The sequence below is a fragment of the Microbacterium schleiferi genome, assembly GCF_015565955.1.
GTDB lineage: Bacteria > Actinomycetota > Actinomycetes > Actinomycetales > Microbacteriaceae > Microbacterium > Microbacterium schleiferi_A.
Genome location: NZ_CP064760.1, coordinates 1,522,256 through 1,544,341, shown reverse-complemented (window position 1 = coordinate 1,544,341; position 22,086 = coordinate 1,522,256). Strand labels below are relative to the sequence as shown.

Genomic DNA, 22,086 nt, shown 5'->3' with positions numbered 1-22,086 from the left:
ATGGAAAGGATGCCGTCATGATCCAGTTCGGCCTTGATACCTTCGGTGATGTCACGCACGACGAGAGCGGGAAGCAACTCTCCGACGCGCAGACGCTGCGAAACCTCGTCGACCAGGCGGTGCTCGCCGACGAGCTGGGTATCTCATTCATCGGCGTGGGGGAGCACCACCGCCCTGATTTCGCGGTCTCGAGCCCCGAGATCGTGCTCGCCGCGATTGCCGGACGAACGCGTGACATCCACCTCGGTACCGCCGTCACGGTGCTCTCCTCCGATGACCCGGTGCGCGTGTACGAGCGGTTCGCGACGCTGGATGCGGTCTCCGGCGGGCGTGCGGAGGTGGTCCTGGGACGCGGCTCGTTCATCGAGTCCTTCCCGCTGTTCGGGTTCGACCTGGGCGACTATGAGGCGCTGTTCGAGGAGAAGCTCGAACTGTTCGCGCTGCTGCGTGACGAGGCTCCGGTGACGTGGTCCGGCCGCACCCGCGCTGCGCTCACGAACGCCGACGTCTATCCGAAGACCGAAGGACCGGGGCTGACGACCTGGGTGGGTGTCGGCGGATCCCCGGAGTCTGTTGTGCGCACCGCGCGCTATGGGTTCGGTCTCATGCTCGCCATCATCGGCGGGCCCGCTGAGCGCTTTGCGCCATACGTGGAACTCTTCCATCGCTCCCTGGCATCCTTCGGACACGAGCGCAAACCCGTCGGCGTGCACTCGCCGGGCCACATCGCCGACACCGATGAGCAGGCGTGGGAGGAGGCCTACCCGGCCTTCGAGGCGATGAACAACCGGATCGGCGCAGAGCGCGGCTGGCCGCCGTACAGTCGCATGCGGTTCCAGCACGACGTCGGCGCCGGGGGAGCGGTGTACTCGGGATCCCCCGAGCGCGTAGCCCGAAAGATCGCCGACACCGTGCTCACGTTGGGCGTAGACCGGTTCGATCTGAAGTACTCCAACGGCACGCTCGGGCACGACAAGCTGATGCGCTCGATCGAGCTGTATGGCACGAAGGTCATTCCGATGGCGCGGGAGCTGATCGCGGAAGGCGCCGACACGACGAGCGATGCCACGCCCGTAGGCTAGGAGCGTGCACGAGATCCGCTACGTCGCCATCGGTGACTCGTTCTCCGAGGGCGTCGGTGACGAGCTGCCCGACGGTACCGTGCGAGGGTGGGCCGACCTGACCGCACTCGGGTGGGCGAACGCGCTCGGCACCCCGATCTCGTATGCGAACCTCGCCATTCGCGGCAAGCTCGCGCGTCCCATCGTCGAGGAGCAGCTCGAGCCCGCTCTCGCCCTCCACCCCACGCACCTGTCGTTCAACGGCGGCGGCAACGACATGTTGCGTCCCCGCACGACCATCGAGAGCATCGCGGATGCCTTCAGCACTGTGCTGCGCCGGTGCGACGAGGAAGGGGTGAGGTTGGTTTTGCTCTCAGGCGCCAATCCGTCAGCACAGCTACCGTTCCGATCACTGATTCAGCGTCGTGGGGATGAGCTCTCGCGTGCTGTCGTCGCGCGTATCGCCGACCGCCCCGACGTGATTCGGGCGCTGAATTGGCCCGATCGCGAGCTGTCGCATCCGTCGTTCTGGTCGCCGGATCGCCTGCACATGAACGCGCGGGGACACCATCGAGTGGCTGCGCGTCTGCTGGGCTCGTTGGGGCACCCGGCACCGGGGGAGTGGTGGTCGATGCCCGCGCAGTCACCCGCGGATGCTGTTCGCGGACTGGCGTACTACCGGGAACACGTCGGCCCGTGGGTGCGGCGCCGGCTGACGGGTCGCTCATCGGGAGACGGTCGCGCACCGAAGTTCGGCGATTGGATCACGATCGAGCCCGCCGTGGCCTGAGCCGGTCTATCGTGGGGCACAAGGGGTAGCGATGACGACGTTGTGGAACCGCGTGACCGGTCTGTTTCGCCGGAAGCCCATCTCGTACACCGAGGCCAAAGAAGGCCGCGACGCGCAGGCCGAGGTCGATCGAGCCCGCGCTGCCGCCCAGCACCAGTTCCACGACCGCACGGTGCGCAACAGCGGCTGGTTCATGTGACGCCGACGCCGGTACGGATTCATTCCACATTCGGAATCTGATGTCAAGCCGCTAGTGATCGCGGGCCACGTGCCCGAGGGTGTCCGATGCGGCGTCTGCCGCATGACGAAAGGAACACCCTATGAGTATCGGTACCGGCATCGTGCTGTTCGTGATCGGCGCCATCTTGGCTTTTGCCGTGAACGTCGACGTCGAGTGGATCAACCTCGACCTGGTCGGCTACATCCTCATGGGCGCCGGAGTACTGGTCTTCTTGTTCGGGATCATCCTGTTGGCTCGACGTCGCCAGACAGAGACTGTCACGCGTTCGAGCGTTGACCCCGCCACGCAGGAGCGTGTCGATCGTCGCAGCACCAGCACGACTGACGACGGAACCGGTCTCTGATTTCGGCAACGCCGACAACGCACGCGGGCGGATTCATTCGGCGAGAAGCTCGCCCGGGTGGGTGAGTCGCCACCCATCGGTCGGGGGAGCAATCCGCTCGGCGACGATGATGTCGGCGCTCTCTGTCTGGGGGCCCGCCGTCCACGTCACCTGACCCACGACATCGCCGGCCGCGAACTCCTGGGCATCGCTCATCGTGACCGCCACGGAGATCGGCGTGTCAGACCAGGTGAAGATGTCGACGTCACGGGCCAGGACAACATCCGTGCTGCCGCCCCACGGGGCTGTGACCGTTCCGATGCGGTCACCGGCCCGCGCCACCGGGACATCGTGAAAGCCGCTGCGGATGCTGTCGAGGATGCGGAGCACGTCTGAGTTGACGGATTCACGGGTCGCCCCGCCCTGGAGTGCACCCGTGACATCCAGATGAAGGATGCCGACATCGAGCCGCGCGGTGAACAGGAACGCGAACGTGCCATAACCGAGGTTTCCCGTCTTCATCCCCGTGATCCCGTCGACGCCGAGCAAGGCATTGGTGTTCTGCATCGCGCCGGGGCCGGGAATCGAGAGCGAGGAGGTCCCGACGATCGATGAAATCGTCGGGTTGGCGGCAGCGAGCTTTCCGATCGCGACAAGATCGCTCGGCGTGCTCACGTTCTGCGAGTCCAGACCGGTGGGCTCGACAACAGCGGTGCCGGAGAGACCATGGGCGTCGAGCCACTCGCGTGCTGCCGAGCGGAATCCGGATACCGAGCCGAACGCCCACCGCGCGATCGCCTCGGCGTAGTTGCTCGCGGACGGGATCAACATTGTGGCAAGAGCATCGTGCAGCGACATCCTCGTACCCGTCGGCATCGGTGCGATCGTCGCGCCCCGGACGTAGTACTGGTCGTAAAGGTCGTGGTCGGCCTTCGAGAAGGTGATCGTCGGGCCTGGGTCTGACGCATCAGCCAACGGATACTTCTCGAGCACGACAAGCGCGGTGACGATCTTGCTGATGCTCGCCATCGACTGAGGATCCTGAGGACCGCTGGTCTGCCACATCCCGCTCGCAGCCTCGCCGAGATAGACGTCAGCTCCGGACACGCTCACTGCCGAAGCCCCGAACGACGGCAGCGCAATCTGTGCGGCGGCGGGTGTTTCGACGGTCGGGGTCTGCCAGTCCAGCGTCGGCGCGGGCAGGGGAGCGTTGAGGGCCCACGCGACGTAGCCGCCCGTCGCCACGAGCGAAAGCACCAGGAGGATTCCGATCACCAGCCCGGTGATGCGCAGCCCCCGCGACGGCCCCGAGGTGACAACGAACTCCTCGTCGCCGGTTTCCGGCGTCATGAGATCGCTGATCGTCATCTGCTCGTCGCGATCCGGGGGAGGAGTACCTTTCACGCCCAGCCCCCGGCGTGCTGGGCACCCCGCAGGCGCTCACAACCACCCGAACAGACACGTTCCCGCATCCGACACGCCCCTCCGCGTCATGCACCACACCCGATGGATACGAGGCTAACCCGATGACCGCTGGATGACGAACGGCGCTAGCCGGGGAGCGGCCTCACAACGGCACTGTCCATTCGTTTCCCTTGAACTGACATAATGTGCATTATCGGCGACAGCCGATTTGTGCTGACTCACACGCGCGCGCGTCACAAGCGCTGCGGGGCTATCTGGTTAGGCTCGACGGATGCGTCGACGAAACCTGACCTGGACGATCGGTGGCAGCGCGCTCGTTCTGTCCGGAGTGCTTATCATGATGCGCGCGATCATGCTCGGCTCCTCGCTGAGTCCCGCGCTCACGGTGATCGCCGAGCTCGCCTGGGCCGGAGGTGTCACCGTCTTCGCCGTCGGACGAACCAGATACGAGAGTGTCGTCGGCCGTAGGCCGCTGGGCCTTGTCGCCCTGCTGATCGTGGCGTGGTGGCACATGGGTGCCCGGGTCGTCTTCGACGCCCTGTCGCCCAGCGAGACCTTTGCCACGCCAGCAGCGGTTCCCCCGGCTTACCTCATCTTCGGCTATTTCGACCTCGTGGTACCACTCGCAGCGGGAATCATCGCCACCGTTCAGATCGCGCGGACCCGCATCGTCCCGTCTCCGTGGCGCTGGGCGCCGCTGTGGGTACTCGCCCTGAGCGCCGTCGTGTGGGTCGTCACCCAGGGCGCGTACGCGACGATGGCTCTTCCTCAGCAAGCGATGGCCGATGTCGGAACCCTCCTCGGAGCCCTCGCCAGCATTGCGAGCACCATCGGACTCGGCGTTCTCGCAATCGTCCTCAGCGAACGCGGCCGCGCGTCGAGCGTGCAGGTCTTCCGATCCGGTCAGTCGTGACGTTCAGGAGCAGCGCGGGTACTGAATTCTCACGGGCGCCGTAGCGGCACGCACGAGTCAGCGTGGCGCGGACCTGCGGACGGCGGCGGTAGCGTGGAAAGATGCGAGCCCCGGATCCGTTGTGCTGAACGCGGCAACGGGGTTCGCGGTTATCGGACTGGCGATTGCCGTCGGATACCTGATCGGCCGCATCGGTCTGCTCGGCCCGCAAGCCGGCCCGGTTCTGGGTCGACTTGTCTTCTTCGTCCTCTCCCCCGTGCTGCTGTTCGTCGTCCTGTCCGAGGCCGACATCGCGACGCTGTTCTCGGCGCTACTGCCCGTCTCGGCGATCACGGCCGTGCTCATCATCGCCCTGTATGCGACCATCTCGCGCGTGTTCTGGCGCCGCCCCGTGGGCGACACCCTGATCGGCGCTCTCGCGGCGGGTCAGGTGAACTCGAACAACATCGGCATTCCGCTCTCCCTCTATCTCCTCGGCTCTGCCGCCTATCCCGCCCCCGTCATCCTGTTCCAGCTGCTCGTGCTGGTGCCGATCTCGATGGCGATCCTCGAGAGCGTCACCGCCACGACCCGGAACGTCGGGAAGATCGTGCTGCGTACCGTGACGAACCCGGTCGTGATCGGATCGGTGGCGGGCACGATCGTCGCGGCGACGGGACTTCAGCTTCCGCAACTGGTGACCGAGCCCCTGCACTTCCTCGCGGCGGCCTGCGTGCCGGTGCTGCTGTTGAGCTATGGGATGTCGCTGCACGGCCAGCGCGTTCTTGCCGCCGGCGGCCATCGCCGCGAGGTCATCCTCGCAACGGTGTTCAAGCTGATTCTGATGCCGGTTCTTGCCTGGGTGCTCGCCAGCCTCGTGTTCGGACTGCCCGAGGCCAAGACGCTGACCGTCGTCGTCCTGGCCAGCCTCCCGACCGCTCAGAACGTTTTCAACTTCGCCCAGCGATTCGGTGTGGCCGAAACCGTCGCGCGCGACACCGTCTTTCTCACGACGATCGGGTGCATCCCTCTCCTCATCGCTGTCCTCGTCCTTTTGGGGTGATCTCGGGCCGACATGCGCTTCCCACTCCCCCGAAGACGACGCGGAACGCTACGCTGAGAACGCACGCTCTCAGCTAACTCCCAGAAAGGGAACGCAATGTCAACCGAAAGCTCCGTCGCCAAGGAGGCCGTCAACGGCGTCCGCACGGCGCTCGGCATCGCCGGTGTCCTCTCGCTCATCGTCGGAATCCTGATCCTCGTCTGGCCCGGCCGTACGGCGATGGTCGTCACCGCCATCATCGCGATTTATGCCATCGTGGCAGGCCTCGTCTACGGTGGGCTCGGCATCTTCTCGAAGTCGATGGGCGGATGGTCGCGTGTCGGCCACATCATCCTCGGCGTCGTGTTCATCGCCGCCGGCATCTTCGCCTTCTTCAACCTCGCTGCCACCACGGGATGGTTCGCTGTCTTCCTCGGCATCCTGGTCGGAATCATGTGGATCGTCGAAGGTGTCGTCTCGCTGACCACGCTGAGCGACGCCGCCTCGAAGGGTTGGACGATCTTCTTCGCGATCATCAGCATCGTCGCCGGTATCGTGCTGCTGTTCTCGCCGCTGTGGGGTGCCGTCGTGCTCTGGTGGCTGCTGGGAATCTCGCTCGTCGTGCTCGGCATCATCCAGATCGTGCGTGCATTCACGTTCGGCAAGAAGAGCGCCTAACCGCTCGATGCAACGGAGAAGACCCCGGGATATCTCCCGGGGTCTTCTCCGTTGGCGGCTGCAGAGCGGGCTTACGCCCCCGCGAAAGAACTCGTGTCCCCGACCAAGCGCGTGTTGTCGGCCGGAATCGGGTCGACGGCGGCCTGTGCGACCTCGGCGGCGAACTCCGACACGTTGTAGAGCTTCCCTGCCGACTCGCGCCGCGAGGCGATCGCGCCGGGGTTCGCGCGCTCCAGCAGTGTGGCGGTGATCGTCCCTTCGATCATGTCTCCGGAAACGACGACGAAGCCGATGCCGCGCTCGAGAAGCGCGGGCATCCGCTCGCGAAGCGCATCCTCGCCGGCACGCTTGGAGAGAGCCACCGGCTCGTACTCCGGCATCGTCGGGGTTGTCCGGATGAAGTGCGCTTGGTGGCTCGTGACGAAGACCACGCGGGCGTCACCTCGAAGCAGCGGCACCGCCGCCTCGAGGACGCTGACCTGCGCATCACGGTTCAACAGCAGCGCGTAGTCATCTGCCATTCCCGCTTCCATGCCACCGGATGCGTTCAGGACGAGGATGTCGAGGCCTCCGAACGCCTTCTCGACGGCGGCGAACATCGCTGCGACCGACTCGGGATCGGTCAGGTCAGCACCGACCACGAGCGCGTCGACACCGAACGCCCGCACCTCCGCAGCAAGCTTCTCGGCGCGCGGAGCTTTGTTGCGGAAGTTGATGACGACGTTTGCTCCGGCTGCCGCAAGATAGCGGACGGTGTCGGCACCGATTCCGCGCGATGAGCCCGTGACGAGTGCGGTCTTGCCGCGCAGCGTTCCGGGGGCGATCGGGGTGGAAATTTCGGTCACTGTTGCTCCTGTTGCACGTCGGCGCATGGGCCGGGGGGCAGCACCGGAATGGCGCGCGTTCCGACCCTACCAACCGGGCCACGGCGGCCTCGACGTTGATAGGGTCAGACCAGGAGGAAGGAGATTCGGATGTTGCCCGATCTCACGCAGTATCTGTGGATCCTCTGGCTCGCTCTCGCGGTCCTGTTCGTGATCATCGAGCTCCTTACGCTCGAGTTCACGTTCCTGATGCTCGCCGCCGGGACCCTGCTCGGTGGCCTCGGCACGAACCTGCTCGGCGGCCCCTGGTGGCTGCAGATCGGACTCGCGGCGATCGCCTCGGCGCTTCTCCTGTTTACGATCCGCCCGCTGCTCTTGCGTGCCCTGCATCGAAGTTCGCCGGTCGTTCTGACCAACGTGGATGCGCTTGTCGGAATGCCCGCACGTGTCACCCGCGCGTTCGTGCAGGGCGCGGGCGAAGTCAAGCTCGACAACGGTGAGACCTGGACAGCGCGGCTGAGCCCCGGAACCGCGGATGACGAGGCCACCGTTGGTCAGCCCGTCAGCGTCGTCGCCGTCCGGGGCGCCGCCGTTGAGGTCACCCCGGCATCCGTGCCAACGACAGAAAGGACCGCGGAACATGATTGACATCGGCGCGTTCGCGGGACAGATCTTCGTCATCGTCCTGCTTCTGGTCATCGCGATCTTCGTGGTCGTGGTGATCTTCCGATCGATTCGGATCATTCCGCAGGCCACGGCAGGGGTCGTCGAGCGGCTCGGTCGGTACCACAAGACCCTCTCCCCCGGTCTGAACCTCCTCGTGCCGTTCATCGACCGGGTCCGTCCGCTTATCGACATGCGCGAGCAGGTCGTGTCCTTCCCCCGCAGCCCGTCATCACGGAAGACAACCTGGTCGTTTCGATCGACACCGTCGTCTACTTCCAGGTCACGGATGCCCGCGCCGCCACCTACGAGATCGCGAACTATCTTGGGGCGGTCGAGCAGCTGACGACCACGACGCTGCGAAACGTGGTCGGTGGCCTGAACCTCGAGGAAGCGCTCACGAGCCGCGACGAGATCAACACGAAACTGCGGGTCGTGCTGGATGAAGCGACGGGCAAGTGGGGCATCCGGGTCTCGCGTGTTGAGCTGAAGGCAATCGATCCGCCGGTGTCGATTCAGGACTCGATGGAGAAGCAGATGCGGGCCGAACGTGACCGCCGTGCGGCGATCCTGACGGCGGAGGGCACGAAGCAGTCAGCGATTCTGCAGGCCGAGGGCGCCCGCCAGGCGGAGATCCTTCGAGCCGAGGGCGAGAAGCAGGGCCAGATTCTTCGGGCTCAGGGTGAGGCGGAGGCGATCGCGACGGTCTTCAACGCGATCCACGAGGGCAACCCGGATGACAAGCTGCTCGCCTACCAGTACCTGCAGACTCTGCCGAAGATCAGCGACAGCGCATCGAGCAAGCTGTGGATCATCCCCAGCGAGTTCACCGAGGCTCTCAAGGGTGTCTCCGGTGCGTTCGGTCCCCGCGACGCCGCCAAACCCACGCCCGACGAGTAGGTGTGTCCCACCCGTACTTCGCCGATGCGCCGTACCCGCGCGTCCTCGCCCACCGTGGACTGACGCTCGACGACACGATCGCTGAGAATTCCTACGCATCCGTCGCGGCCGCGCAACAGGCCGGCGCCGTCTTCATCGAGTCCGACTGCCACCTCACTCGCGATGGCGACGTCGTGCTCTTCCACGATGCCGATCTTCGTCGTGTCACCGGCGACCCTCGGCGCATCGTCGAGGTCGATCTTGCCGAGCTGACGGCGTTGATGTCTGACCGCGGCGGACTGATTACTCTGCGCGCTGCGCTCCAGGACTTCCCGACCGCGCGCTTCAATCTCGATGTGAAGGCAGCGGGAGCCGCGGATGCCGTCGGCGCCCTGGTCGCCGGTCATGGTGAGCGCGTGCTCCTCACCAGCTTCGCGGATGCCCGGCGCCGCGCTGCGCTCGCATCTGCCGCGCGCCACGCTCCCGCCAACGCCGTCCCCCAGCGACCTCCGCGGGGCGCGAGACGATCGGGCGCGTGCTCTGGGGGCTCGTAGCGCGGTCACCACGCCTGGTGGCATCCGCGCTCGACGGCATCCACGCCCTGCAGGTTCCCGAGCGCCAAGGCCCGGTCCGGGTGGTGACACCGCGGCTCATTGAGGCTGCCCATCGGCACGGAGTCGAGGTCCATGTCTGGACCGTGAACGAGCCTGCTGACATGCGACGCCTGGTCGCCCTGGGAGTCGACGGCATCGTCACCGACCGTGCGGACCTCGCGCTGGTCACGCTCGGGCAGCCCCCAGATCGCGCCTGACCCGCCGGCCGAGAGGGGTACCCGTGGCCGAGCGCGACACGCCGCCCGTCCTCCCCCGCTGAAGATCGGCTGAGAATGCTCTCATCTGCGGGTCGGCGTGGATGATCTGCCCAGCTGAGAGCGTTATACCTGAACAGCGACGAGAGGACCACACAATGGCAGACCGCAGCCTTCGCGGCATGCGACTCGGCGCCTCCAGCCTACAGAGCGAGGACGGCGTCGTATTTCATGAGCGAGCACAATTCACGTACTCCTGTACGTCCTGTGGACGTGACACCACCATGACCTTCGCGGCAGACGCCGAGGTCCCCGAAACCTGGGAGTGCCGCACCTGCGGCGCCGAGGCCCTGCTGCGCGTCGACGGCGAGACCGTCACTGTCGACCACGGCGACGTCAAGGCACCCCGATCGCACTGGGACATGCTTCTTGAGCGTCGCACGATCCCCGAGCTCGAGGAGCTTCTCGAAGAGCGCCTCGCGTTCGTCCGCTCGCGCCGCGGCGCTGGCGATGCTGCGGTCGACAAGCTGAGCGCATAACGCCTTCGCTCCGGCGAGCTCATCGCCGTGGCGGGCAGAACGGGACCGATCCGATCACGGGTCGGTCCCGTTCTCATGTCCGCCGGCGACCCGCGATGACGCCGCTCGCGATCAGACCGACGATACTGAGTATCGCGATCGTCATCCCGAGTGATCCGCCGATCACGACGCTGGGCGTGAGCCCGGTGCGAAGCGGAACCTCCGTGAGCATCGCGCCGGCCTCATCAGCCGGGAGGGAGTCGATGGTTGCGCCGTCGGGGGCGATGACCTGGCTGGTCCCGACCGTGGAGATGTTGACCACCGAGCGACCGGTCTCGATCGCGCGCATCCGGGCGAAGGCGAGTTGCTGGAGGTTCTCGTCGGTGTTCCGGAAGTCCGCGTTGTTCGTCTGGAACATGTACACCTCGGCGCCCTCGCGCGCGCCCTCGTGGATCACATCGTCGTAGATGACGTCGAAGCAGATCGCGAGCCCCACCCCGACGCCGTCGATGTCGACATACGGAGGGTTGGACCCCTGCGTGTACTCGCGACCGATCAGCCCGACCAGGTCCGGCACGATCATCGCGTAGAACCACCGATCCGGAACGTACTCCCCGAAGGGAACCGGGTTCGTCTTGTCGTGATACTGCACGGCGCCCTCCCCGCTTCCCACAGCATCGAGGTGTTGTAGGTGAGGTCGCCCCGTGTTGTTGCGGCGTTCACGAGGAGCGGAGCATCCACCGTCTCCGACAGACCGTCGAGCACTGCCGCCGTCGTCTCGTTCGTGAGCGGATCCGAATCGATGCCCCCTCGGGCCACAGCAGCACATCCATGTCCTGGCCGAAGAGCTCCGTGGATGCCGACAGCTGCGCGTTCAGGATGTCATTCGGCTTCCGGGCATCGAAGTAGCCGGACGGACCGTTGCCCTGCACGCTCCCGACCGTCATCGTGCCGGCGGGCGTCGTGGGGAACTGCGGAGTGATGAGCAGCACGACACCGACCGCCGCGACCGGGATCGCCGTGCGAACATCCGACCACTGGCGCAGGCGCAGCCACTCGATGACCCCCGCCGTGAACGCGACCATGAGGAATGACAAACCGCTGACGCCGATCCACGACGTCAGGTGCGAGAGCGGACTCTCGGACTGACTCATGCCCAGTCGGGCCCACGGAAAGCCCGTGTAGGGCCAGGACCCGGTGACGAGTTCCCGAAGGGTCCACAGCCCGGCGATCAGCAGTGGCGTCAGGACCAGCTGAGCCCAGCGGCCGGGCACGGCCTTCGGCATCCACCGGTAGGCGAGCGTGATGAGCACCGAGCCGAGCGTGACGTAGGCCGTGGCGGCACCCGCCAAAGCGAACCACGGGATCACCCCGAGGTACCGGTTGAGCCACATGATGTGGACGAGGTAGAACGTGATGCCGAAGATGAAACCGACCAGCAGCGAGCCCCAGACGCTCCGACCGATGAGGGTCACCAGCGACAGGCCTGCGCCGATGAACGCCAGCGGCCACCACCCGACGGAGGGGTAGGCGAGATCCAGAACGAGTCCCGCCGCCACGGCGACCAGAACCGCAGCCCACAACGGCAGCAGCGCACGGGGACCGGTGGCGCGGCGCGCGGCGTCGCGCGTGGGTTCGGGCATGGGATCCAGCCTAGATTCGAACGGCTATGGCGTGGCTGAAGGTTCGGCAATCACACCGAGGAATACGCCACGATGCCGCGACGAACGCCATCGAGCGCGCGCCGCGCGACAGTGGCAAGACTCGGCTCGGCGACCAGCGACATCTGATCGAGAAGGTCAATCGTCTGCTTGGCCCATCGCACGAAGTCGCCGGCTGCCATGTCAGCCTCGCGCAGGACGCGGTCGAGTGGCATCCCCTTCGCCCATTGGTGCATTGCAAGCGACAGGCCCGCAGCGGGCGGCTCCGATCCGGGCAGGCGGGAGTCCTGTTCGAGATCGTCCAGACGCTGCCACAAATCGAGAGTCTGCGCGAGTGCCTCCCGGAAGGCGCCACGGGGCAGCGCCCGCTCCCCCGCGCCCGCTTCGTCGCGGCGCGGTTCGTACACCAGCGCACACGCCAACGCGGCGAGTGACGGCGCGTCCAGGGATTCCCACAGTCCGAGGCGAAGTGACTCGGCAACGAGCAGATCCCGCTCCCCGTAGATCCGACGCATCGTGCGACCAGCGGGCGTGAGTGTTGCCGTCTCGTCCGGCTCGACGCGCACGTAGTCGAGGGTCGCCAGTACATCGACGATGCGGTCGAACACGCGCGCGACAGTTCCCGTCCGCGCATCGATCTGGCCGCGAAGCCGCGAGACGGTGCGGTTGAGCTTCCAGTACCGTTCCGCCCACCGGGCGTGGTGCTCGCGGTCCGGGCACTGGTGACACGGATGCCGCTGCATCCGTCGTCGCAGCTCGCTGATCTGGCGCTGCCGCTTGTCCCTTGTCTGCCGAGAGGCATTCGCGTCCTTGCGGTTGAGCTTCTCGAGGTCGCTGAGCTCGCGACGGATCCCGGAGTACGCGGCGAAGTCGCCCTTGTCGCAACTCATCGCCTTCGCATACCCCGCGAGCGACTCCTCAGCGTCTTTCACTTGGCGTGCCAGGCCGACCACCGCGCGGTCGGCTTGGAACTGCGCGAAAGAGGACTCCAGAATCTCTCGCGCCCGAGCCCGGCCGAACTGGTCGATGAGGTTGACGGCCATGTTGTACGTGGGCCGAAAGCTGGAGTTCAGCGGATACGTGCGACGGGATGCGAGCGCGGCGACAGCCTGCGGGTCGAGTCCCTCGGTCCACTGCACGACAGCATGACCTTCGACGTCGATCCCCCGCCGTCCAGCGCGACCGGTGAGCTGGGTGTACTCCCCCGACGTGATCGCCACCCGAGCCTCACCGTTGAACTTCTCGAGCTTCTCCAGCACGACGGTGCGCGCGGGCATGTTGATGCCGAGCGCGAGCGTCTCAGTCGCGAACACGACCTTGACGAGCTTTCTCTGGTACAGCTCCTCGACGACCTCTTTGAAGGCGGGAAGCAGCCCGGCGTGGTGAGCGGCTACGCCGCGCTCGAGGTTCTCACGCCACTCCCAGAATCCGAGAACTGCCAGATCCTCCTCGAGCAGCGTGCGCGTACGCTCTTCGACGATCGCACGGATCTCGGCTCTTTCCTCCGGGGAGGTGAACCGTGCTCCGGAGCGCCGCACCTGCTGCACGGCAGCGTCGCATCCGGCGCGGCTGAAAATGAAGAAGATCGCCGGGAGCAGGTTCGACCGAGCGAGCAACTCGATGACCTCGGGGCGGTCGAGCCGTTCGATACGTTGCGCGTTCGCCGCCCGAACCGGCCGGTGCCCGCCCCGGTGTGGTCGGCGGTGCTGGCCATCGCGGGCGCGGCTTCCCGACATGGCGGCGCTGCGGCTGGCCTGCACGCGTCGGTTGTTCTCATACGTCGAGCCCTTGAACGAGCGGATGCGCATGAGTTCTTGATTCACCTGCGCCGTTGCGACGCCGGCACGGTCATCGAAGAGCGGCAGCAGATCTCCGCGCACGAGCACGTGTTGTTCGAGCGGCACCGGCCGGGTCTCCGACACGATGACATCGGTGTCTCCCCGCACCGTGTCGAGCCAGTCTCCGAACTCTTCAGCGTTCGATACGGTCGCCGAGAGCGAGACGATGCGCACCGCCGGGGGCAGGTGGATGATCACCTCTTCCCACACGGCCCCGCGGAACCGGTCGGCAAGGTAGTGGACCTCGTCCATCACGACGTAGCGGAGGTCCCGCAGCGCCGGCGACCCTGCGTAGAGCATGTTGCGCAGCACCTCGGTCGTCATGACGACGACGCGGGCGTTTCCGTTGATGTTGGTGTCGCCCGTGAGAAGTCCCACCCCGTCGGGGCCGTAGACATCCACCAGCTCGCGGAACTTCTGGTTCGACAGCGCCTTCATCGGCGTCGTGTAGAACGCCTTGTCGGACGGTTCCCGCATCGCCAGATGAATCGCAAACTCTCCGACGATGGTCTTTCCCGCACCCGTCGGCGCCGCAACGAGCGCGCTTCGCCCCGATTCGAGGGCATGGCACCCGGCGATCTGGAACGGATCGAGCTCGAACCGCTGCGCGTCGGCGAAGGCCGCCGTCACCGGGTACGCACGAGCAGCCTCGGCGCGCGCGAATCGCTCCGCGGGGCTCGGAACGCTCACCCCGCAGCCTCGGGCGGCAGCAGGGCTGATTCGCGCTTGGATCGGCGCCGGTCGAACAGCAGCGAGACGCCCGCTGCCGCGAAGAACAGCACCACGAGGATGCCTGCCAGCATCAACATCGAAACGGCATCAGCGGCGGGCGTGGCCACCGCGGCGAACAGGGTTGCCACGAGCACGGCCACCCGCCACCCCTTGAGGATGCCCCGGCCCGAGATGACTCCCGCGACGTTCAGTGCGACCAGGAAGACGGGCAAGACGAACGAGACACCGACAACAAGCATGAGTTTGAAGACGAAGTCGTAGTAGTAGTCAGCTTGATAGAAAAGCGCCGTACCGTTTGGCGCGAACGTTGACATGATCTCGACGATGTGCGGCATCACGATCCAGCCGACGGATGCGCCGGCAAAGAACAAGGGAACAGCTGCTCCGACAAAGGCTGCGGTGTAGCCGACTTCCTTGCGCGTCAGGCCGGGCATGATGAAGGCCCATATCTGCCACAGCCAGATTGGCGCAGAGATCAGAAGACCGATGGCGAACGCGATCCGAATACGAAGGTCGAAGGCACTGGTCACCGTCGTAAACATCAGCTGCACGTCGGATTCGTCGCCTCGCTCCATCGCGATCGCGTTGATCGGGATGGTAAGAAGCTGGATCACAGCATCCGTTATGAAGAACGCAACCACCATGCCGACGACAAGGGCGATCGCCGAGATCATGAGCCGCTTGCGCAACTCGATCAGATGTTGCCCGAGAGACATCCTCCGGTCACGGCGCGGCCGGTTGGGCTCTCCTACCTCCGGCAGGGAACTGGTCGCCACGCGGACGGGTCAGGCTGTGGAATCTCGGCCGCTGGACGACGCGGCCTGCGATGAGCCGGCAGAATCCGTCGACGAAGAGTCGGCGGCTTCGGACGCGGCGACATCGGGCTTCGCGGCATCCTTGGAGTCGTCGTCCTTCATGGCCTTCATCTCGCCCTTGAAGACACGGGCGGACTGGCCGAGGCTCTTTGCCAGTGCGGGCAGCTTCGCCGCGCCGAACAGCAGCAGGATCACCGCGAGAATGATCAGCAGGTGCGGCCACCCGAATGCGTTCCCCATGGGGTCTCCTCACGATTGCGGTGCCTGCAGTCTACCCCGGCACCGCGCGGCGGTCCCGAAACCCCGCCTGAGAACCGACAAAGTCTCTGATCTGCTCCGGCTACCCGCGTTCGGGGTACTGCGCGAGGCCTGCCTCAGCCCATTCCCGCGCTGCCTCACGCGCGCCGAGGGGAGCGACGATGCGCACCTCTCCCCCGCGCCGCGCCGCCAACCGGCGCAGGCTCACTTCATCGGCCACCCGCATCCGCGCCGTGGTCACGCCCGCCGACGTCGTGACTGTTGCGCGGTCGAGGTAGTCGCCGAGGAGCGGGGCGACGGATGCCGGGAATGCGAGCGTCACGATGACCTCGTCGGCCGCGTGATCACCCGTATCGGCGAACCAGCCGGGCACCACTTCCTGTCCGTGCGTGATGGGGATATCGGTCAAGGCAAGCTCGCTCACGCGATCCAGATGGAACGTCCGCATTGCCTCGCGCAGATGGCACCAGCCCTGCAGGTACCACTGCCCCTGAGCGATGAGGACCTTGACCGGGTCGACGGTACGCGTGGTCGGGGATCCTTCGGGCGTCTTGTAGGTGAAGCTCACCGCGACACGCCGAGCGAGGGCATCCGCCACAAGACGCCGAACCGCATCGACCGGTTCGGAGGCGACGACGACGGCCGCGGGAGCGCGTGAGGCGCCGCGGGCGAGCTTGGCCAGAAGATCGGCGTACAACTGCGAATCTCCGACACCGGGAATCGTGGCGGCAAGTTGCAGTCCGGCCAGCAGCGCCGCTGCTTCCCGGGCCGTGAGCCGAGGCGCGCGCTCGAGACCCACCGAGTTCGTGATGGCGATGAGGTCGCGTTCGTCGAGCAGATCCCAGTCGATGTCGAACAGCTCATTCGCCATCTGCCAGTACCCCGAATCCCCCGGCAGACCGATGACCGTGAGACCTCGCACCATGGTGCGCATCTGCGCGGGTGTGACATCGAACTCGTCGGCAGCCTCGGCAACCGAGACCTCACCCTTGGAGATGAGGTACGGAACGAGCTGGAGGAGCAGCGCCGCGCGGTCGGTTGCCACAGACGAACCACTCACTGCGCTTCTCCGCTGTGCGCGTCACGGGCGGCTTCCAGCCGCCGGATCACCTCGGTCTTGACCTCGTCGGGCTCCACGACCCGGACTTCGGGACCGTAGGACGCCAACTCATCGGCGAACACGTGAACATCGACGTAGGGAACCCAGTAACCCTGGGGCGCGGGCTCTGCGCGTCGAGACAGACGTAGCCAGGCTTCCGTCCCCGGGTCGATCTCGACCAGGGCGCGCTGGCGTGCGGCGAGGGCACGAAGCCCATCCAGGGCGCGCTCACCGGCTCCCTCACGCAACGCGGGATCGCCGACAGAGCGCGTGGTGACAACGTCGTCCACGATGCGGGTCAGGAGAAAAGTGCGCGGCGCATCGAGGTCCAGGTCGAGGCCGTACACGTGCCAGCGTGCCTCGAACTCGACGAGCGCGAGCGGCTGCAGCCGCCGCACGCGTGGCGCCGCACTTCCCGGCCGCATATAGCGGAAACTCACGATCCGCGAGTCCTCGATGGCTCGCTGCAGGGGCGCAAACGACGGCTCGCGCAGGCTGATCCGGGGAGAGTATCCCAGGATCGGGTCCTCGACGGGGATTCCCAGCGCGCGGATCTTGCGCAGCCCGCTACGAGCATCCGCCGACAGCGAGCTCTCGCTCCACACGCCGCCGGCGAGGTTCAGCAGTGCCAGTTCGGCAGGCGTGAACTCGATGTCTGCGGGCAGCTCGTACTCGGCGGTCGGGACACGGTAACGCGCTTGGCGCAGGTCGTCCGGATCAGCGCGGTCGCCGATCGTCTCAATGGGAACGCCCAGACCACGCAGGCTCTCTTTGTCGCGCTCGAACATCTTCTCGAGCGCGTCTTTCGACGTGCCGGCCTCAGACTGCTCCCGGTATCCGGACACCGACGACAGGATCGTGTCCTTCGTCAGTCCCTGTTCCGTTGCCATCAGGGCGACCACGAGGTTCACCAACCGTTCCTCGGGCGGAATGCGCACAGTGGTCTTCGAGGGCACGCCCTCATCCTAGGTGCGTGAGACGCGGCAGCTCCTCTTGCGCGGGCGATTCCGCTACGAGGACGGTTCGGGATCGAGACCCAGGATGTCGATGACGAAGACGAGCGTCGACCCGCCAGGAATCGCGCCCTGATCGGCGTCGCCATACCCCTGGTCGGGAGGAACGACGACCAGAACCTGGGATCCGACGGTCTGCCCCTCGAGAGCGGCTGCGAAGCCCGGGACCACGGCGTTCAGATCGAACGACACCGGTTCGGCATCCCAGCTGGTATCGAAGACCTCACGCGTATCCCACAGCAGACCGGTGTAGTTGGCGCGAACCGGACGGTCTCCGGTGACGACCTCGCCGTCACCCTTCTTGATCGTCTGGATCGAGAGCTCGGTCGGTGCCGGGGCATCCGGGATGATCACCCCGGGCCGCCCGTTCGGTGCCCGAACAACCGATGGCAAGCCGTTGCTGTCGGTGAACTGGTCTGCCCCGGTCGCTTTCGGCAGGTAGACCTTGCGCACATCGACGACCGCCACGGCGGAGCCGTCCGCCTCGAGGCCGATCTGCGTCGCGGCTGCCGGGTTGATGGCATCCGGGGGAAGAGCGACGACGACGCGGTCACCCTCCTGCGCGCACTGGAGCGACTGCTCCAGGCCCGGGAGAGTATCGATCCACCGCGACATCGAGAAGACGCTCGAAAGCGTGACATCGTACGAGGTGGCAACGGCGGTCTCCCCCGTCTGACCGTTCAGGACCACCATGTCGAGAACAACCATCTGGTCGGGGGTCGTGATCGCGGTGCCCTCGCCCTCCGAGAGGTCGGTCCATGCGAGCTCATCCACCCGGAACGGCGTGTACAGCTCGACATCAGGAACCTCGCCGAACTCTCCCGTGACGGTCACGAGATCCGTGACGGAGGTGTCGGTGTCGGTAACGCGCACACACCCGTCAGACGGGGTCGTCGAGCAGCCGGCGAGTGCCGCAGCGGTCAGGCCAAGGGTCGCGAGGAAGGCGGGTGTCTTTCGCACCGGATCAGTCTAGGCGGTCGAGGTCAGCGGGATCGTCGCCCGCAGACGAGCCCGCATCGCTGGCCGCGTGGCGCGCGCCCTCGGCTGCGCGCTGCGCTTCGCGAACGCGCTTGCGGAGGTTCTTGTCGGTGATCTGGCGGTCACCGACGGCGCCGGGTGTCCACAGTTCGACGTCCTCGTCGCCGTAGCTCGACTTGGAAGCGCGGCGCTTCTGCTCGGGCGCAACAGCTCCGGGAGCGAGGCGTCGCGCCCACAGCAGGAAGCCGGTGTGGGCGATCATCCGGTGGTCGGGGCGTACGGCGAGCCCTTCGACGTGCCAGCCGCGCACCATCGTCTCGTTGGCGTCCGGTTCCGTGAACAGGCCGGTGTTGCGGATGTACTCGGCCACGCGGCTGAGTTGGGTGGCCGTCGCGATGTAGCACAGCACGACTCCCCCGGGCGTGAGAGCCTCGGCGACGGCATCGATGCACTCCCAGGGCGCGAGCATGTCGAGGATGACGCGGTCGACCGAGCCCGGTTCGACCGCTGTCGGGAGGTCCGCGGCGAGGTCGCCGACGCGCACGTCCCAGAAGGGCGGACGGTGACCGAGGAAGGTCTCGACGTTCGCCTGCGCCACCTCGGCGAACTCGGGGCGGCGCTCGAACGAGACGAGCCGGCCGGCGTCGCCGATCGCGCGCAGGAGCCACAGCGACAACGCACCGGAGCCGACTCCGGCTTCGACCACAACCGCGCCCGGGAACACGTCAGCTTCCGAGAGGATCTGCGCGGCATCCTTGGGGTACACGATTGCAGCGCCGCGCGGCATCGACATGACGAAATCGCGCAGCAGGGGGCGAAGCGCCAGGTACTCGTGCCCGGCGCTGTTACGCACCACGGAGCCGTCAGGAATCCCGATGAGGGTCGAATGGGGCAGCACCCCGTGGTGCGTGTGGAGTTCCCCACCTTCGCGGAGGGTGATCGTGTGCAGACGGTTCTTCGGCCCGGTGAGTTGGACGCGATCGCCCACACGGAACGGTCCCGAGAGACGCGGAGTGGTGCTCATGCGGCGCCGACCTTTCGATGTGCACGGTAAAGCTCACCCAGGTCGGATGCGCTCACGCCGTGAAGCGTCGGCCACACCGCGTGGGCACCGGCACCTTCGAGCGAGACCATCGCGGGAACGCCCAGGACGACAGACCCCGCCGCGACCGCGGAACGCAGCCCATTCGGCGAGTCCTCGATGGCGAGGGTGTCCGCTGGTTCGACGCCGAGCGTCGCACAGGCCTCCAGATACGGATCCGGATACGGCTTGGGACGCGTGACGTCGTCGCCGGCGACCACGATGTCGAAGGCCTCGAAGTCGATGAGATCGGCGATGTGCGTAGCCATGCGCCGCATCGACATCGTGACGAGAGCGGTCTTGATGCCGGCATCCTTCAGGTCTGCCAGGAGTTCCCGCGCGCCCGGACGGAAGGGAACGCCGTCGCGGGAGATGTTGCGCATCACTTCACTGGTCAGGTGGTCGATGATGTCGTCCACCGACATCCGCACGCCCTCGCCCTGCAGGATCCGCGCAGAGTCTTCCAGCGCGAGACCGACGAGGGACAGCGCCTTCTCGTGCGTCCACGTCCCGCCGTAGCTGTCGACAAGCGGGGTCTCGGCCGCGATCCAGTAGGGCTCGGTGTCGACGAGTGTGCCGTCCATGTCCCAGAGCACGGCGGAGAGGACAGGTGGCGCAGTCATCGGACCATGCTATCGATGGGCTCCGATGACAAGCGCCCGCTACCCGACCCCCGCGAGCTCGCCGTTTCTGGCACCCGGCAGAGATGGGCGTCCTATTCTGGATGGATCGCCACCTGAGGAGGTCACGTGGAGGGACTGGGACGCCGGGTTCTCGTCGCCGCATTCGACGGCTGGAACGACGCGGGAGAGGCAGCATCCTCCGCCGTCGCTCATCTGCGGGAGTCGGGCGGCTACGAGACTGTCTACTCCGTCGATCCCGAACTGTACTTCGACTATCAATACACGCGTCCCCAGATCCGCACGACTGCGGATGGCTCGCGCGAGTTGACCTGGCCCGAGACGAGCATCCTCCGGCCAACGCGCACCACCCGGGGCACGCAGCTGTGGTTGCTCACCGGTGTCGAGCCGGCGCGCGCCTGGCAGGCCTTCGCATCTGAGCTGGTCGACGTCGCCCTCCGCGAAGACATCACGGGGCTCGTTGCGATGGGGTCGATGATGTCGGATGTCCCCCACACGCGCCCGATCTCGGTGTTCGCGGGCAGTGAGAGCGAGCCGGTGCGTACGTCGCTGGGACTCGAGCGCAGCACCTATGAGGGGCCGGTCGGGATCCTGAGCGTGATCTCTCACGTCGCCAGCGCCGCCGGTATCCCGGCGGCGCACCTCTGGGCGAGCGTGCCGCATTACGTTGCCGGGCACACGCCCTCCCCCAAGGCCAGCCTCGCTCTGCTCGATCGCCTCGAAGACATCACCGGAGCGAAGCTGGACCGGGGTGACTTGCCCACCCAGGCGCGAACGTGGGAGGCCTCGATCGACGCGGCGGCCGCAGACGACGAAGAGATGACGGAGTACATCCATCAGCTCGAGCGCACCCGCGACACGTGGGACTCGCCGGAAGCGTCCGGAGACGCGATCGCGCAGGAATTCGAACAGTACCTGCGTCGCCGTGGCGATGGCCCGGGTCGCGGCGGGCGCGACGAACCCCGCAAGCCCTGAGGTCCCGCAGGGGCGACCCCGCGTCAGTACGGCTGGATGATGCCCATGCTCAGCAGCACCAGGAGCGTCGCACCGAGCGCGACGCGGTAGACGACGAAGGGCAGGAAGCTGCGCTTGGAGATCCAGCTCATGAAGAACGCGATGACACCGAGCGCCACGATGAAGGCGACGCCGGTCGCGGCGGCCGTCTCGACCGGGGTGAACGGCCCCTGCTCGTCCCAGTTCTTGATCAGCTGATAGAAGCCGCTGCCGAACACCGCCGGGATCGCGAGGAGGAACGCGTAGCGGGCTGCCGCGGCGCGCTCGTACCCCAGAAACAGTCCCGCCGTGATCGTGCCGCCCGAGCGCGAGACGCCCGGGACCAGCGCGAGCGCTTGTGCGAAGCCGAAGATGACGCCGTGCCCGAGGGTGAGCTGGTCGAGCTTGCGGCGCTTCGCACCAACGAGGTCGGCGATCCCCAGCAGCACTCCGAAGAAGATCAGCATCCCGGCAACCAGCCACAGGGATCGCAGGGTCGTCTCGATCTGATCCTGGAAGAGCAGACCGAGCACGACGATCGGCACCGATCCGATGATGATCAGCCAGCCCATGCGGACATCGGGGTCGTTCTGCGGGATCTTGCGAACGAGGGCGAGGGACCAGCGGGAGACGATCCGCACGATGTCGCGCCAGAAGAACACGACCACCGCGGCTTCTGTACCGATCTGCGTGATCGCGGTGAACGCGGCCCCGGGGTCCTGCGCGCTGGGCAGGAACTCGCCGAGGATGCGCAGGTGGGCGCTCGATGAGACCGGAAGGAATTCCGTGAGTCCCTGCACCAGACCGAGGATGAGTGCTTCCAGCAGCATGGAT

Annotated in this window: 25 protein-coding genes and 1 pseudogene; 13 read left to right on the top strand and 13 right to left on the bottom strand. The window is 66.5% G+C overall.

All coding sequences use genetic code 11. The annotated features are described in order from the left end of the window. Positions 1-17 precede the first annotated feature (17 nt). The 4 genes from IT882_RS07425 (at position 18) to IT882_RS07410 (ending at position 2,435) form a co-directional block, all read left to right on the top strand. On the top strand, positions 18-1,082 hold the full coding sequence (locus tag IT882_RS07425) for an LLM class flavin-dependent oxidoreductase (RefSeq protein ID WP_229382370.1): 1,065 nt from the start codon (positions 18-20) through the stop codon (positions 1,080-1,082). 4 nt (positions 1,083-1,086) lie between these two features. Next, a complete protein-coding gene (locus IT882_RS07420; protein ID WP_195693801.1) occupies positions 1,087-1,851 on the top strand; it encodes an SGNH/GDSL hydrolase family protein in 765 nt (254 codons plus the stop codon). A gap of 31 nt (positions 1,852-1,882) precedes the next feature. Continuing rightward, positions 1,883-2,050, top strand: coding sequence for a hypothetical protein (locus IT882_RS07415; RefSeq protein WP_195693800.1), 168 nt, complete (start codon positions 1,883-1,885; stop codon positions 2,048-2,050). Positions 2,051-2,171: 121 nt separating this feature from the next. Next, complete coding sequence (locus IT882_RS07410; protein WP_195693799.1) at positions 2,172-2,435, top strand: DUF6458 family protein; 264 nt, start codon at positions 2,172-2,174, stop codon at positions 2,433-2,435. Positions 2,436-2,468: 33 nt separating this feature from the next. Here IT882_RS07410 and IT882_RS07405 read toward each other — a convergent pair whose 3' ends face one another. Then, on the bottom strand, positions 2,469-3,782 hold the full coding sequence (locus tag IT882_RS07405) for a D-alanyl-D-alanine carboxypeptidase family protein (RefSeq protein ID WP_229382369.1): 1,314 nt from the start codon (positions 3,780-3,782) through the stop codon (positions 2,469-2,471). Between the two features lie 328 nt (positions 3,783-4,110). Here IT882_RS07405 and IT882_RS07400 point away from each other — a divergent pair, with 328 nt between their 5' ends. From IT882_RS07400 to IT882_RS07390, 3 genes are all read left to right on the top strand, one after another. Next, complete coding sequence (locus IT882_RS07400) at positions 4,111-4,752, top strand: hypothetical protein (RefSeq protein WP_195693798.1); 642 nt, start codon at positions 4,111-4,113, stop codon at positions 4,750-4,752. A gap of 121 nt (positions 4,753-4,873) precedes the next feature. Beyond that, on the top strand, positions 4,874-5,794 hold the full coding sequence (locus tag IT882_RS07395) for an AEC family transporter (RefSeq protein WP_195693797.1): 921 nt from the start codon (positions 4,874-4,876) through the stop codon (positions 5,792-5,794). Positions 5,795-5,890: 96 nt separating this feature from the next. After that, on the top strand, positions 5,891-6,451 hold the full coding sequence (locus IT882_RS07390; protein ID WP_195693796.1) for an HdeD family acid-resistance protein: 561 nt from the start codon (positions 5,891-5,893) through the stop codon (positions 6,449-6,451). 71 nt (positions 6,452-6,522) lie between these two features. Here IT882_RS07390 and IT882_RS07385 read toward each other — a convergent pair whose 3' ends face one another. Next, on the bottom strand, positions 6,523-7,323 hold the full coding sequence (locus IT882_RS07385) for an SDR family oxidoreductase (RefSeq protein WP_195693795.1): 801 nt from the start codon (positions 7,321-7,323) through the stop codon (positions 6,523-6,525). A gap of 102 nt (positions 7,324-7,425) precedes the next feature. On the opposite strand from IT882_RS07385, the gene IT882_RS07380 reads away from it, so the two are divergent. From IT882_RS07380 to IT882_RS07365, 5 genes and pseudogenes are all read left to right on the top strand, one after another. After that, complete coding sequence (locus tag IT882_RS07380; RefSeq protein WP_195693794.1) at positions 7,426-7,923, top strand: NfeD family protein; 498 nt, start codon at positions 7,426-7,428, stop codon at positions 7,921-7,923. After that, a pseudogene (locus IT882_RS07375) lies at positions 7,916-8,838 on the top strand (SPFH domain-containing protein). Before IT882_RS07380 ends, IT882_RS07375 begins: the two are co-directional and overlap by 8 nt. A 2-nt stretch (positions 8,839-8,840) precedes the next feature. Further along, complete coding sequence (locus IT882_RS07370; RefSeq protein ID WP_324253937.1) at positions 8,841-9,371, top strand: glycerophosphodiester phosphodiesterase family protein; 531 nt, start codon at positions 8,841-8,843, stop codon at positions 9,369-9,371. Then, positions 9,353-9,628 (top strand): glycerophosphodiester phosphodiesterase family protein, encoded by a 276-nt coding sequence (locus IT882_RS17075; RefSeq protein ID WP_324253936.1) that lies wholly within the window; start codon positions 9,353-9,355, stop codon positions 9,626-9,628. The genes IT882_RS07370 and IT882_RS17075 overlap by 19 nt, the downstream gene beginning before the upstream one ends. Positions 9,629-9,783: 155 nt before the next feature. Continuing rightward, positions 9,784-10,164 carry an RNA polymerase-binding protein RbpA gene (locus IT882_RS07365; protein WP_195693793.1) on the top strand — a complete coding sequence of 127 codons (381 nt, stop codon included), beginning with the start codon at positions 9,784-9,786 and terminating at the stop codon, positions 10,162-10,164. A gap of 73 nt (positions 10,165-10,237) precedes the next feature. On the opposite strand, the gene IT882_RS17070 is transcribed toward IT882_RS07365, so the two are convergent. From IT882_RS17070 to IT882_RS07320, 10 genes are all read right to left on the bottom strand, one after another. Further along, positions 10,238-10,795 carry an apolipoprotein N-acyltransferase gene (locus tag IT882_RS17070; protein ID WP_324253935.1) on the bottom strand — a complete coding sequence of 186 codons (558 nt, stop codon included), beginning with the start codon at positions 10,793-10,795 and terminating at the stop codon, positions 10,238-10,240. Positions 10,796-10,862: 67 nt separating this feature from the next. After that, entirely contained in the window at positions 10,863-11,786 is a 924-nt protein-coding gene (locus IT882_RS17065; protein WP_324253934.1) for a hypothetical protein, read from the bottom strand. A 50-nt stretch (positions 11,787-11,836) separates the two neighbouring features. Further along, positions 11,837-14,332 (bottom strand): DEAD/DEAH box helicase, encoded by a 2,496-nt coding sequence (locus IT882_RS07355; RefSeq protein ID WP_195693792.1) that lies wholly within the window; start codon positions 14,330-14,332, stop codon positions 11,837-11,839. After that, positions 14,329-15,090: a twin-arginine translocase subunit TatC gene (gene tatC, locus IT882_RS07350; RefSeq protein WP_195693791.1), complete on the bottom strand. Its 762-nt coding sequence runs from the start codon at positions 15,088-15,090 to the stop codon at positions 14,329-14,331. Before tatC ends, IT882_RS07355 begins: the two co-directional genes overlap by 4 nt. Positions 15,091-15,159: 69 nt before the next feature. Further along, positions 15,160-15,429: a Sec-independent protein translocase subunit TatA gene (gene tatA, locus IT882_RS07345; protein ID WP_195693790.1), complete on the bottom strand. Its 270-nt coding sequence runs from the start codon at positions 15,427-15,429 to the stop codon at positions 15,160-15,162. A 100-nt stretch (positions 15,430-15,529) separates the two neighbouring features. Then, positions 15,530-16,492, bottom strand: a complete 963-nt coding sequence (locus tag IT882_RS07340) for a helix-turn-helix transcriptional regulator (protein WP_229382368.1) — start codon at positions 16,490-16,492, stop codon at positions 15,530-15,532. Between the two features lie 11 nt (positions 16,493-16,503). After that, positions 16,504-17,436, bottom strand: a complete 933-nt coding sequence (locus IT882_RS07335; protein ID WP_195694186.1) for a helix-turn-helix transcriptional regulator — start codon at positions 17,434-17,436, stop codon at positions 16,504-16,506. Between the two features lie 120 nt (positions 17,437-17,556). Then, entirely contained in the window at positions 17,557-18,519 is a 963-nt protein-coding gene (locus IT882_RS07330) for an FKBP-type peptidyl-prolyl cis-trans isomerase (protein WP_195693788.1), read from the bottom strand. Positions 18,520-18,523: 4 nt separating this feature from the next. After that, positions 18,524-19,561, bottom strand: coding sequence for a tRNA (adenine-N1)-methyltransferase (locus IT882_RS07325; protein ID WP_195693787.1), 1,038 nt, complete (start codon positions 19,559-19,561; stop codon positions 18,524-18,526). After that, complete coding sequence (locus IT882_RS07320; protein WP_195693786.1) at positions 19,558-20,241, bottom strand: HAD family hydrolase; 684 nt, start codon at positions 20,239-20,241, stop codon at positions 19,558-19,560. The genes IT882_RS07325 and IT882_RS07320 overlap by 4 nt, the downstream gene beginning before the upstream one ends. A gap of 126 nt (positions 20,242-20,367) precedes the next feature. Here IT882_RS07320 and IT882_RS07315 point away from each other — a divergent pair, with 126 nt between their 5' ends. Then, complete coding sequence (locus IT882_RS07315; RefSeq protein WP_195693785.1) at positions 20,368-21,234, top strand: PAC2 family protein; 867 nt, start codon at positions 20,368-20,370, stop codon at positions 21,232-21,234. Between the two features lie 23 nt (positions 21,235-21,257). On the opposite strand, the gene IT882_RS07310 is transcribed toward IT882_RS07315, so the two are convergent. Then, positions 21,258-22,082, bottom strand: a complete 825-nt coding sequence (locus tag IT882_RS07310; protein ID WP_195693784.1) for an undecaprenyl-diphosphate phosphatase — start codon at positions 22,080-22,082, stop codon at positions 21,258-21,260. Between the last annotated feature and the right edge of the window lie 4 nt (positions 22,083-22,086).